Source organism: Nicoliella sp. ESL1113, assembly GCF_058509245.1.
In genome coordinates this window covers 1,034,337-1,047,578 of record NZ_CP196387.1, presented here as the reverse complement: position 1 = coordinate 1,047,578, position 13,242 = coordinate 1,034,337, and the positions used below count along the sequence as shown (strand labels likewise).

Below are 13,242 nucleotides of genomic sequence, written 5' to 3'. Positions count from 1 at the left end.
ATTAGGATGGAAAATTGGCTTTTGGTTGGTTCTGGTGGTCGTGAATATTCAATCGCAAAGAAGTTAGTTGAAAATGGCGATCGAAACGTTTACGTAGCTCCAGGAAACCCAATGATGAATCAAATTCAAAACGTGGGGACCGTTGACATTGATGAAATGGACTTTCAAGCCCTGGTGGAATTTGCAAAGCAAAATCACATTGACTGGACGATTGTGGGCCCCGAAGCCCCATTATCGATGGGAATCGTGGATGTTTTTAGGGAAAATGATCTCAACATCTTTGGTCCCACTAAGGTTGCTGCTCAATTGGAAAGCTCCAAGGCCTATGCAAAGCAGATCATGGCAAACCGTGGCGTGGCTACTGCTGCCTACCAGGAATTTCAATCGGCAGCTGCAGCAATCGAATACGTTCGTAAGGGTAGCTTTCCGGTGGTGATCAAGGCGAACGGTCTTGCCGCTGGGAAGGGTGTCATCATCGCTAAGGACGAAGCGACTGCCGTGGATTCGATTAACCACCTCTTTGAACTCAAACCTGATTCTGAAGTATTGATCGAAGAATTCATGGCGGGGCAAGAATTTTCCTTTATCGTAATGGCGAACGGTACTAATGTGGTCCCGATGCGGATTGCCCAAGATCATAAGCGGCTCAAAAACGACGACCAAGGACCTAACACCGGTGGGATGGGGGCTTATAGTCCCGTTCCGCAGTTTAGCCAATCCGTAGTGGATGGGGCAATGAAGGACATCATCATGCCCGTCTTAGAAGAAATGAAGGCCCAGGGTCATCCCTTTACCGGATTTCTTTACGCCGGCTTGATTCAAACTAAGACCGGTACTAAGGTGATCGAATTCAACGTGCGGATGGGTGATCCAGAAACCCAGGTTATTTTACCCCAATTAGAGGATGACTTCGGGTCCGTAATTGAACAATTAATGGCAGGGAAAACTGTGAAACCAAAGTGGCAGACTGGTCAATACTACTTAGGAGCAGTGATTGCCGCTGCCGGTTATCCAGCTGAACACAAGGACCACTTACCATTACCACGGTTTAATGATGATCAGATCAGCGTTAGTTATGCCGGGGTCGCTGAAGTTGATAACCAACTCGTCAGCCATGGTGGCCGAGTGTTGATGGTCATTGCCAACGATTCAGACTTAAAGCAAGCTCAAACCAAAGTAAATTCAGCACTGAGCCAATTTGTTAATTCTAATGACTATGAGTACCGAACTGATATTGGTAGTAAAGCTTTTAAATAATAATCCAAAAGAAGCTGGATTTTTTAAAATCTAGCTTCTTTTTTTGTTGTTTTTTCTTTTATGATTTGGCATGATAGACTGTATATAAACAAAATTAGTGGGTGAAAAAATGGAAACGATTCGTTTGAACAACATGCAATTTCATTCCCACATTGGGGTATTGCCTGAAGAACGCGTTGTCGGGCAGGATATTCAAATCGATGTGATAATGAAAACCAACTTTAAACAACTAGTAACATCTGATGACGTAAAGGATACTTTGAATTACGGTTTGGTATTTGATGAGGTTGCTTCCGTAGTGGCCAACAGCCGTGTTGAATTAATTGAAACCTTAGGAGCAAGCATCATTGCCGAGGTTCAAAAGCACCACGGTGCGCAATTGGATCGCCTGATCGTCAAAATCAGAAAAATCGCCCTGCCAATCGACGGGGTTTTGGATAACGTGGAAATTGAATTGGAAGGGTAATTATTTTGACAACTGCATATTTAAGTTTAGGGAGTAACCTAGGCGATAAGCTAAACGAGCTTCAACAAGCTATCGACCTATTGAATCAAGCTGCTAATGTCACCGTTACTAAGGTCTCTGATGTTTATCAAACATCGCCAGTCGGTGGAGTGAAGCAGGATGACTTTTATAACATTGCGGCCCAAGTTCAGACCAGTTTGAGTGCCGAACTGCTTTTGAGTTTGATTCATTCAATCGAACAAAAACTCCATCGGGTCAGAAAAATTCACTGGGGACCTCGGACGTTGGATATTGATATTATTTTATTCGGCAACGAACATATCGTTAGCGAGACACTGGTGGTTCCCCACCCAGAAATGAATAATCGTAAGTTTGTTTTACGACCATTGATGCAGATCTATGACGGTGATGCTACTAAATTACAAGCGGCCTATGATCGAATCGATGGCCAAGAAATTGAAGGGATTGGAAGTTTGATCAAGTTATGAATGAAGAACAACAAAATAAAATCGAATCAGCAGTTAGGGACATCCTAACAGCGGTCGGCGAAGATCCCGATCGTGAGGGACTAGTTGAAACCCCCAAGCGGGTGGCCAAGATGTACGGGGAGGTTTTTTCATCCCTCAATAACCAGTTTACTAATTATAAGGTCTTTAATTCAGACGTTGAGGATAACGGGACCGTGATCGTCCGTGACATCCCATTTTATTCGATGTGCGAACACCACTTATTACCATTCTTTGGCAAGGTGACCGTGGCATACGTCCCACGGGATGGCAAAATTATCGGATTAAGCAAGATTCCGCGCTTAGTCGACTTTGTGGCTAGTCGGCCCAGCGTTCAGGAAAACATTACCCACCAAATTGGGGTCCAACTAGATGACATTCTTCATCCAAAGGGGGTCGCCGTAATTGCCGATGCTCGCCACATGTGCATGGAGATGCGGGGGGTCAAAAAAGAAGCCGGCAGCACTAGAACCACTTATTATCGAGGCATTTTTAAGGATCCAACCACTAAACGTGAATTGTTAGAAGAAATGAGGCTGAACTAGTTGAATAAGGAATATCAAGATGGACTCAATCAAATTAACCACACTATGAAATACGATGGAATGGAACGGATCGACCTGCTCAGCAAAATTGTTAATAAGATGGTTGAAAATCAGCCGAAAAGAACCGTTATTCGTGTGGCTGGAACTAATGGAAAGGGAAGCACGGCTCAGCTGATCAATAATATTTTATTATCAGCTAACAAATCAGTTGGGCTATTTACCAGTCCATACATCCTAGATCCCCTAGAACAAATTCATTTGCAGGGCCACCAAATCACTTCAGATCAATTCTTATCAGCCGAAAAAGCAGTTCGAACGAAGGTAAGCCAACTGGGAATCGATTTTGAAAATGACATTTCGGAATTTGAGACCTGGTTTTTGATTGCGGTGCAGTCGTTCATTATGGCCAAGGTCGATTTCATGATCTTGGAATGTGGAATGGGTGGTGAGTTGGATGCGACCAATGCGATTGACCACTCGGACTATAGCATTTTTACTTTGATTGGGTTGGACCATTTTAAATTCTTGGGGGACACGCTCGAACAGATTGCGACAACGAAGGCGCGGATGATTCGTGAAGGAGAACAGGTCATCAGTTATCCGAACCAGCCTCCCGTAGTGGCGAAAATTATTGACCAAGTGGCCAATGCCCGCCACGCTTCGGTTAACGTTGCTAATGATATTAAAACATTCGATGTGATAATGAGTTCTCCTACTGATTTCATGGCTTTATTATTGGTCTATCATGATTATGTGCTGCCACTCACCACTAATTTACACGGTAGGGCACAGTCTGAAAACATCAAGCTGGCCATTAAGTGGTGGGAAGTCTATGAACGTGATCACCCCGATTCAATTGATAGGGGGGAATTATCAAAAGGAATTGAAGTGACTGAAAAGCTCGGATGCTTTAGCACCCTTTCGAATGGGTGGATCGTTGACGGGGCTCATAATCGAGATGCCATCCGTGCATTCGTAGATACCGTTAATGAGTTAGGGACACAACAAGTTAAATTGATTATGGTCGGTTTTTTAGCTGATAAGGAAGTCGAACAATGTGTTCATGAATTACAGGGGATCAAACACGCCATTTTTTTGACCGTGACACCTGATAATCCAGATCGCAGCTTACCTGCCAAAGAACTATACAAATTGTTCCAAAATGAACCGGAAGTCAAATCTGGTACCAATTCGGTCTTTAATGTGGAAACCATTGCTGAGGCGGCCAAAACATTTGATGAAGTTGATCCAAAATCAGAAGATTTAAAATTAGTCGTTGGCTCCTTTTATACGGTCAGGGGCGTGATGGAAGTGATCAACGGAAAGGAAGCTTAACATGCCAGTTAAAGAAGTACCCATGCAAAACCAAAATGATTTAATCAACATTGAGATTCCACAAGCCTATGTGAATGAGCGACTACGTAATTTGTTGCAGCTCTTACACATTAACAACTGGGGGGCCGATCCACTATCAATGGTGATTAGCAAGGTTCAACTACACCAACTCCTAAATAGCAAGGAAATCTTGCATCCCGATTTAGTTACTGAGCTGACCGCCATTTACAAGCGCCACCAAATTATGCTGCGGGGGGCTAACTTTGCGTTGGACCTTACCATCGATCCTGCGGTAATGGCCATTTTGAATACTAGTCCTGATTCCTTTTTTGACGGCGATGCGACCCTAAACGATCAAAAGATTTTGACCAAGGTCGAATCATTTATGGCTAATAACACTAAGATTATTGATCTAGGGGGCCAATCAACGCGCCCTGGTTATCAAGAGATCACTCCCGCAGTGGAGATTAAAAGAACCGTTCCATACATTAAAATGATCAAAAAAGCCTTCCCTGAGGCCATCATTTCTGTCGATTCATATAAGCCCGATGTAATTAAGGCTGTCTTGGATGCTGGGGCTGACATCATTAACGATGTGAACGGATTTGAAGATAATCCCGCCAAGCTAAAATTGGTTGAAGAATACCATCCCGCATTGGTTGCGATGTATAATAATCGGATTAGTCAATGGGGACCAGACCAACTACCGAAGTTCTTTGCCAATCGGAAAAAGATGTTCGCTGAAATTGGCATTCATGATGATAACTGGGTCATTGATCCAGGAGTTGGGTTCTTGGCTAAGGATAGTCAGGCCACAGATATCGACTTGATCAGAACGATTCGGGAATTGAGTGAAATGAACATCCCAACGTTAATTGCCATCTCGCGCAAGAGCATGTTCAAGAAGTTGTTTGGCATCGATGCTTCGCAAAACATTTGGTCCACCCTGGTGGCAGAATTGATGATGGTCCACATGGGGGGCCAAATCATTCGGGTGCACGATTATGAAGAGACCAACCTAATGTTACAGATGCGTAAGCAACTGGAATTTCCAAGGAGCAACCAATAGGATGGACGCGCGTGCAATGCTTCAATTAATTGAGCGGCTCCATGATTCTAGATACCAGATCAAAGAGACCGCTTACCAAACGGCGCGGCAATTCATTCAACAAAATTCAGCCGCAATGTTCGATCGTAAAAACATGCATGGTCACTTTAGCGCCAGTGCGTTTGCTTGGCAGGATCAATCGATTTGGTTCATTAAGCATCCCTACCTCCACACGATCTTATTACCAGCGGGGCACGTCGAACTGGGTGAGACTCCATTAATGACTGCGCAGCGTGAGTATCGTGAAGAGACTGGCTTTGCGACCCATCCAATCAATGATTCATTGAACGGCTTGCGGGACTTAAATATCATTTCGATTCCTGCTAATCCATTAAAAAATGAGGGGGCTCATTTTCACGTTGATTTGCGGTATGAATTAGCGATTAGTTCCCAACAACGGGCCCAAGCCGAACTGCCTAGTTTTTTGATTGATCGTTGTGAAGCCCCAGGTGAATTTCATAAATATTTTGATCAGCGAAAATAAAAAGGAGAAGACAACTGTCTTCTCCTTTTTATTAGAATGCCCCAAGCAGGATTCGAACCTGTACTTGATAAAATCAAACAGCGACCTGAACGCTGCGCGTCTGCCAATTCCGCCATTGGGGCAAAGCAACATTCATTTTACTATAGTTTGGAAATAAAATAAAGCTGATTATCATAATTTAGTTGCTAAATTACGAGAAATGGTTATTATAAATAACTAGGAATTATGGTAAACTGCTTTTCAACTTTTGTTAAGAAATGGCAACGTTGGTAGTTTGCTAAACTATTTTTTGATACAATTAGTATTTGAAGAATATTTAAACTTAATTTAAAAATAAATAAGAATTGATAATAACAAAGGGGAAAATTAATATGTGTGGATTCACTGGTTATGTAAATCAAAAGGATGTCCCTAGCAATACGATCGTTAATATGGCAAATCGGATCAGACATAGAGGTCCTGATGACGAACAATACTTTCAAGATGATCATATTTCGATGGGATTTCGGCGCTTATCCTTCCTTGATTTAGCACATGGTGGGCAACCAATGTTTAGTGAGGACAATACTAAGGTCTTGACTTTTAATGGTGAAATTTATAACTATGAAGAGATCAGAGAAGAATTAAAGCAAAAGGGTTACAAGTTCTATACTGACGTTGATTCTGAAGTTTTAATTCGCGGTTATGAAGCATGGGGTCCAGAACTACTTAAAAAGCTCCGTGGAATGTATGCATTCGTTATCTATGATAGCAAGAAGCAAGAAATCTTTGGGGTTCGTGATCACTTTGGGATTAAGCCGCTTTATTACTACGATGATGGTGATGCCTTCATGTGGGGTTCAGAAATTAAGGCTTTCTTGGATAACCCAATGTTCAATAAAGAGTTAAATATTGATATGTTGCCAATTCACTTAAGTTTTGAATTTATTCCATCTCGCGATACCATGTTCAAAAATGTTTATAAGGTATTGCCAGGACAATACTTTATTCACCACATTGGCGGCGAGACTGAATTGCACCGCTACTTTAGATTTAATTACGATCACGTTGATGAAAATCAAACCATTGATGGTGATGCTAAGCAAATTAGTAAGATCGTTAAGGATTCCGTTGAAAAACACATGATCTCAGATGTTCCAGTGGGGAGCTTTTTATCAAGTGGAGTTGATTCCAGTTACGTATTGAATGAGGCTTCGAAGCTAAAGCCAATTCAATCATTTTCACTTGGTTTTAAAAACTCGAAGTACAGTGAATTAGCATGGTCAACAGAATTTGCGAAGGAAATCGGTCAAAAGAATACGCCCGTATACATTAATGGGGATGATTACTTTAATTTCTTACCAACCATGATGTATTACATGGACGAACCGCTCTCCAACCCATCTGCCGTCCAACTTTACTACTTATCCAAGCGGACGCGCCAAGACGTAAAAGCCGCACTATCTGGTGAAGGAGCCGATGAATTTTTCGGTGGTTACAATACTTACTTAGAAGCATTTCCGTTCGAACGCTACCAAAAATGGGTTCCTAAGTCAGTTCGGAAGGGCTTGGCTGCAGTGGCTGAAAAAATGCCACGGTTCCATGGTCGCCGTTTCTTGATCAGAGGGGCTCAACCACTTAGTGAGCGTTACTATCGGGTTAACTACGTCTTTAACTACGATGACCGTGCCAAAGTCTTGAAGGATCCATCGATCAACCAGGATTCAGGACAATTCACTAAGCACATCTTTGATGAAGTCAGTGGTAAGGATGAAATGACGCAAATGCAATACTTCGATATCAATACGTGGTTACCATTTGATATCTTGCACAAGGCCGATCGAATGAGCATGTGTAACTCCTTGGAAGTGCGGACTCCATTGGTCGATCGTGAAGTGGCTGCGTTTGCTGCTACGATGCCAATCAAGACGCGAATCCATAAGGGTGAAACTAAGGTCTCATTGCGTAGAGCGGCAATGGCTGCGTTACCCGAAAAGGTTGCTAATAAGGAAAAATTAGGTTTCCCATCCCCAATTGCTTCATGGATGAACATGCCTAAGTTCCACGAACAAATTGAAGAAGCATTCACTTCTGACGTTGCGCAACGGTTCTTTAATGTTGATGAATTACAACGAATCGTAAAGGAACACGCAAGCGGAAAATCAAATATGCAAAAGATTTTCACAATTTATACTTTCATTCTTTGGTACGAAGTATTTTTCCCAGAAAATACATCTGCTGATACGATCAAAAAAGTTCATAAAACAAAATAATTTTGTTTTAGGAAGGGTGAATTGCAGTGGCTTTAAAAAGCGCGGAAATTATCACACTACTACAAGAGCACGCACTGTTGACCAAGGTCGTAGGGCCGATCGACCAAGTCAGCTTTACAAATATTGAATATGACTCTCGGGCGATCAAATCCAATGGCTTATTCTGCTGTAAGGGTAATTTTAAGCCCGAATACCTGACGGCTGCCGTTAACAACGGGGCCACTGGTTACTTAGCTGAACAAGAACTGCCCACTGCTGCGGATTCCTTACCTGCAATTATTGTTAGTGATGTGCAAAAGGCAATGGCCTTATTAGGAGCGGCATTTTATGGCTATCCCCAAAATGAGCTATTCATTATCGCCTATACTGGGACGAAGGGCAAAACAACTGCTTCTTACTTTACCGATGCTAGTTTGCAGGAAGTAACGAACGGGCGGACCGCAATGTTTTCAACCATTGATACGGTCGTTGGACCCAAACCGAGTCAACGCTTTAAGTCCCATCTGACTACTCCAGAATCACTAGATGTTTTTAAGCATATGCGAATGGCGGTTGATAACGGGATGACAACTTTAGTGATGGAAGTATCATCGCAAGCATACAAGAAAAATCGGGTCTATGGATTACACTTTGATGTCGGGATCTTCTTGAACATTTCACCAGATCATATTGGAGCCAATGAACACCCGACGTTTGCTGATTACTTGCATTGCAAAGAACAACTGTTGGTCAATTCGAAGGTCTGCATTATTAATGCTGAGACTGATTACTTGAACGACGTTTATCAAACTGCCAAGGCGACTTCTCAACCAGCTGATATCTATTTGTTCGCTCGTAAACATGCTAAAACTCAATTACCGTTACCGATCGATTTTAGTTACATCAGTACTGCAGATACCCTGGAACATAATGCAATTAAGGTATTTGCAAATGATGAACGGGCAAAGCGGTTATCAATTGCAGCTGATTATCAACTAGCGCTTGCTGGTGATTATAATGAATCGAATGCGATGGCTGCAATCATTGCCGCTGCTTTGGCTGGTGCCAATGCAGAGCAGATTGATCGCGGGCTGGCTAGCGTTTTGATTCCTGGACGAATGGAAAGTTATCATGCTAATGGCCATGGAACGGTTTACGTTGATTATGCCCATAACTACGCTAGTATGCACGCCCTGCTAGGATTCTTAAAACGTGAAAATCCAGCAGGGAGGGTAATCGTTGTGGTCGGTAGTCCTGGAAATAAGGGTGAAGATCGGCGTGAAGGGTTCGGCAAGGCCTTGACCGAAAGCGCCGATGTGGCTTTTCTTACGACTGATGATCCAGCATTTGAAGATCCAAAAGCAATTGCAAATGAAATCGATGCCCACATTGATCATCACCGAGTTGAGGTGCACTTTGAAATGGACCGCAAACAAGCGATTGAACGGGCAATCAATGCAGCTGGTGAACACGACATGGTCGTAGTCGCTGGTAAGGGACGCGATCCATATCAAAAGATCAATGGCGTCGATGTGCCCTACGAAACCGATTCGGTAGTAGTTAAAAATATCTTGAAGGGATTCTAAAATAATGAGTGAAACAGAATTTACCCCGATTTTGTTGGGGAGTGATTTTAATTGTTATGGAATGGCACGCTCACTTTATGAAAAGTATGGTAAACCAGTGAAGGCGTATGCCGAAATTCAGTTAGCGCCGACACGGTTCACTAAGATCGTTGATTTAGAGCTGATTCCAGGCTTTAGTGAAGATCCAGCATGGATCCAAGCAATGTTAAAATTAAAAGAACGTTATGCTAATCATCCAGAACCCGTCATCTTAATTGGGTGTGGGGATGGTTATGCTGAATTGATCTCGAAGCATAAAAAAGAGTTAGAAGATGTGTTCGTTTGTCCGTACGTAGATTATGATTTGATTCGGCAATTGAACAGTAAGGAAAATTTTTACAAGACCTGTGATAAGTATGACCTGCCCTACCCAAAGACTAAGATCATCAGCAAGGATATGTATGAAGACGCTGAGCCAATCGAGCAACCATTTGGCTATCCAGTCGCTTTGAAACCGACGAACAGTGTGGAATGGCTCGATGTGCACTTCGAGGGACGCAAAAAGGCGTTTACGATCAAGTCTGAAAAGGAATTTAATGAAATCGTTGGCAAGATTTATGATAATGGGTACCAATCTGATTTGATCTTGCAGGACTTCATTCCGGGTGACGACAGTAATATGCGGGTCTTGAATGCCTATGTGGATAAGAACCACCATGTTAAGATGATGTGTTTAGGTCATCCGTTATTAGAAGATTGTGCACCATCTGCGATCGGCAATTACGTTGCGATTATTCCAGAGTACAACCAGGTCATCTATGATCAAATTAAAACGTTTTTAGAAAAGATTGGTTTTACTGGGTACGCTAATTTTGATATGAAATACGACGTGCGGGATGGTTCGTTCAAGTTATTTGAAATTAATCTGCGGCAAGGGCGGAGTAGTTTCTTTGTTACCTTGAATGGCTATAATTTAGCGGATTGGGTCGTCCAAGACTACGCCTTTGACTCCCTCGATACTAAGCCAACCGTCTATGCGAATGATGATCCTGAAAAATATTACCTCTGGTTAGGGGTCAGTGTTTCAGTTTTCAAGCAATACGCCAAGGACAATGTTGAAAAGCATGCCGCGCTGAAACTGATTGATAAGCATCAATACGGCACGACATTCTGGTATTCCAAGGACCGCAATTTAAAACGGTGGGCATTGATGAAGTGGATGTTCCACAATTATAGTAAGAATTTTGCGAAGTACTTTGCAATTAATAAGGGGTAGTTCGAATGAAGCACTTTTTTTCGATTATCGGGGGAATGGGGACCGAAGCGACTGAAAGTTATATCCACCTTTTGAATCAACGGACACCGGCCCATCGCGATCAAGACTATTTAAATTATATCTTGGTTAACCATGCGACGGTCCCAGATCGGACTGAGTACATTTTGGACCATACCAAACCCAGTCCGCTCCCTGATTTAATTGAAGATATTAAACAACAATCACAGTTGCATCCCGCCTTTTTTACGTTACCCTGTAATACGGCGCACTACTTTTTTGATGAGTTACAGTCGCAAACGGACGTGCCAATTTTACACATGCCCCGTGAAGCGGTAAAGGAGATCAAAAATAAGTATCCAGCTGTTAAGCGTGTCGGATTGATTGCCACTAACGGAACGCTACATGACGGGGTTTATGACCATGAAATCAAGGCGGCCGGTTTAACAGTCGTGAAGCCTACTGATGAGATCAGAAATGAGACCATGAACCTGATCTATCATGACATCAAGGAAAACGGGACGGTCAATGAGGAGCGTTATCACCATATTTTAGATCGAATGGTCAACGAATTAAAAAGTGACATCGTCATCCTGGGCTGTACCGAGTTATCTGTTGCTGAAGAACGGGCTGGTAACCATTCCTATCCCGTAATGGATGCGCAATCAGTATTAGTAGATCGCACGATCGCACTAGCTGAACAGTATCGAAAAGCAAAATAAAAAGATCCCAAAAGTTGAAATAACTTTTGGGATCTTTTTTTACCTTAGTGCAAGTGATTGGGCAATGATTGCCGCTAAAATAGTGCAAGATAATCCAAGTGTATCCAAGCGCGTTAGGACTTGTGATTCTAATTTTTGATAACTCCGTTCGATCACTGCGACTGAGATAATGCAAAGCACGTCACTAATGATAACGGAAATCGCACTATGGTGAAAGATCCGAATGCTAATCACGAATTGACTACTGATGATCAAAAAATAAAAGATCCTGGACCAAATCAGCGATTGAATAATTCGTTTTGCATAGTCGCGAGTGAAACCAGTGATGAGTGAAATAATCAATAATCCCCATAGCACAAAGTTCAATGTGACCCACATCGAGATGGCCCCCTTTAAAATTAAATTATATTCTCATTTTAGCATACTTAAATTTAAGAATTATTAAAGGATGCGTGCAAAATAATAATATAAGTGTTATATTGTTACTGTATTCTAATTAAAAATTAATTTTTGAGGTGATTGTTTATGACAAGAAAGATCGGTGTAATCGGAAGTGGGCACGTTGGTTCAACGGTTGCCCATTACATAGTTTCAGCAGGATTTGCGGATGAATTGGTGATGATCGACACCAATGAAGCCAAGGTCGTCTCAGATGCAGTTGATTTAAGAGATGCAATGCCTAATTTACCATTCCATACAAATATTACGGTTAATGATTATTCAGCATTAAAGGATGCCGACGTAGTGATCTCAGCAATGGGGAAGGTTAGCTTACAAAGTAGTGAATCTTCAGACCGATTTGCTGAATTACCATTTACCAGTGCTCAGGTAAAAGAAGTTGCTGAAAACCTTAAAGAATCTGGTTTTAACGGGGTGTTAGTTGATATTTCTAACCCTTGTGATGTAATTACTTCATTCTATCAAAAATACACTGGCTTACCAAAGAATCAAGTGATCGGGACTGGAACTTTATTGGATTCAGCACGAATGTTACGTGAAGTCAGTGAACAATTACACGTTGACCCCCATTCAGTTCATGGTTACAACTTAGGGGAACACGGTAATTCTCAATTTACTGCTTGGTCGACCGTAACCGTTTTTGATAAGCCAATCACAGAATTAGCTGCTGAAAACGGCCTAGATCTAGATGCTTTAGATGATGGTGCTCGTAAGGGTGGTTTCGAAGTCTTCAAGGGGAAGCAATACACTAATTACGGGGTGGCCACTGCCGCAGTTAAATTAGCCAATGCTGTTTTATCCAATTCATTGAGCGTGTTACCAGTTTCTAACTATCAACCTGATTTAGACGTTTACTTATCATATCCAGCCGTTGTTGGTCGGAAGGGTGTTGTAAAACGAGTTGAATTAGACTTAACTCCTGAAGAACAAGCCAAGTTACAAAAATCAGCTGACTTTATCAAGGGGAACGTAAAGAAGTATAGCTAAAAATAAAAAGTCATTACCATTTAGGTAGTGACTTTTTATTTTGAATGTGTTACAATATTTTATTGTAATGCGGGTATAGTTTAGTGGTAAAATATGAGCTTCCCAAGCTTAGGTCGCGAGTTCGATTCTCGTTACCCGCTTTATCGAATCTTCGATAAATCAATCAATGATAAAAGAGTAGTAGGGACTTATGAATATGTAGCGATTTCGGGATGGTGCGAGCCGAATTATCCATGGTCTTGAAGGCGTGCTTTTTAGATTTTAAATTTTGAATATTAAGCGGATAATCATATCAATTAGAGTG

Annotated in this window: 11 protein-coding genes, 2 tRNA genes and 1 pseudogene; 12 read left to right on the top strand and 2 right to left on the bottom strand. The window is 42.0% G+C overall.

What is annotated here, in order from left to right; genetic code table 11:
• Positions 1-6 precede the first annotated feature (6 nt).
• The 6 genes and pseudogenes from purD to ACSYTJ_RS04405 all read left to right on the top strand — a co-directional run bounded on the left by purD (position 7) and on the right by ACSYTJ_RS04405 (position 5,701).
• Positions 7-1,257, top strand: a complete 1,251-nt coding sequence (purD, locus tag ACSYTJ_RS04430) for a phosphoribosylamine--glycine ligase (protein ID WP_491719595.1) — start codon at positions 7-9, stop codon at positions 1,255-1,257.
• Positions 1,258-1,366: 109 nt separating this feature from the next.
• A complete protein-coding gene (gene folB, locus ACSYTJ_RS04425; RefSeq protein WP_491719594.1) occupies positions 1,367-1,723 on the top strand; it encodes a dihydroneopterin aldolase in 357 nt (118 codons plus the stop codon).
• Positions 1,724-1,728: 5 nt separating this feature from the next.
• A pseudogene (gene folE / locus ACSYTJ_RS04420) lies at positions 1,729-2,774 on the top strand (GTP cyclohydrolase I FolE).
• Entirely contained in the window at positions 2,775-4,109 is a 1,335-nt protein-coding gene (locus tag ACSYTJ_RS04415; RefSeq protein WP_491719593.1) for a bifunctional folylpolyglutamate synthase/dihydrofolate synthase, read from the top strand.
• A gap of 1 nt (position 4,110) precedes the next feature.
• Positions 4,111-5,178, top strand: a complete 1,068-nt coding sequence (gene folP, locus ACSYTJ_RS04410; RefSeq protein ID WP_491719592.1) for a dihydropteroate synthase — start codon at positions 4,111-4,113, stop codon at positions 5,176-5,178.
• Between the two features lies 1 nt (position 5,179).
• A complete protein-coding gene (locus ACSYTJ_RS04405; RefSeq protein ID WP_491719591.1) occupies positions 5,180-5,701 on the top strand; it encodes an NUDIX domain-containing protein in 522 nt (173 codons plus the stop codon).
• Between the two features lie 37 nt (positions 5,702-5,738).
• Here ACSYTJ_RS04405 and ACSYTJ_RS04400 read toward each other — a convergent pair.
• A tRNA-Leu gene (locus ACSYTJ_RS04400) sits at positions 5,739-5,823 on the bottom strand.
• A 249-nt stretch (positions 5,824-6,072) separates the two neighbouring features.
• Here ACSYTJ_RS04400 and asnB point away from each other — a divergent pair.
• From asnB to ACSYTJ_RS04380, 4 genes are read left to right on the top strand one after another with little or no spacing between them, the layout of a single operon-like run.
• Positions 6,073-7,953 (top strand): asparagine synthase (glutamine-hydrolyzing), encoded by a 1,881-nt coding sequence (gene asnB, locus ACSYTJ_RS04395; RefSeq protein ID WP_491719590.1) that lies wholly within the window; start codon positions 6,073-6,075, stop codon positions 7,951-7,953.
• A 26-nt stretch (positions 7,954-7,979) separates the two neighbouring features.
• Positions 7,980-9,518, top strand: coding sequence for a UDP-N-acetylmuramoyl-L-alanyl-D-glutamate--2,6-diaminopimelate ligase (locus ACSYTJ_RS04390; protein WP_491719589.1), 1,539 nt, complete (start codon positions 7,980-7,982; stop codon positions 9,516-9,518).
• 4 nt (positions 9,519-9,522) lie between these two features.
• The gene (locus ACSYTJ_RS04385) at positions 9,523-10,773 is read left to right on the top strand and encodes a carboxylate--amine ligase (protein WP_491716406.1); all 1,251 of its coding nucleotides are present in this window, start codon (positions 9,523-9,525) and stop codon (positions 10,771-10,773) included.
• 5 nt (positions 10,774-10,778) lie between these two features.
• Positions 10,779-11,492, top strand: coding sequence for an aspartate/glutamate racemase family protein (locus ACSYTJ_RS04380; RefSeq protein ID WP_491716405.1), 714 nt, complete (start codon positions 10,779-10,781; stop codon positions 11,490-11,492).
• A gap of 39 nt (positions 11,493-11,531) precedes the next feature.
• Here ACSYTJ_RS04380 and ACSYTJ_RS04375 read toward each other — a convergent pair whose 3' ends face one another.
• Complete coding sequence (locus ACSYTJ_RS04375; RefSeq protein WP_491716404.1) at positions 11,532-11,870, bottom strand: DUF1516 family protein; 339 nt, start codon at positions 11,868-11,870, stop codon at positions 11,532-11,534.
• A 147-nt stretch (positions 11,871-12,017) separates the two neighbouring features.
• Here ACSYTJ_RS04375 and ACSYTJ_RS04370 point away from each other — a divergent pair, with 147 nt between their 5' ends.
• Positions 12,018-12,938: an L-lactate dehydrogenase gene (locus ACSYTJ_RS04370; protein ID WP_491716403.1), complete on the top strand. Its 921-nt coding sequence runs from the start codon at positions 12,018-12,020 to the stop codon at positions 12,936-12,938.
• A 69-nt stretch (positions 12,939-13,007) separates the two neighbouring features.
• Positions 13,008-13,078, top strand: a tRNA-Gly gene (locus tag ACSYTJ_RS04365).
• The last annotated feature ends 164 nt before the right edge of the window (positions 13,079-13,242 follow it).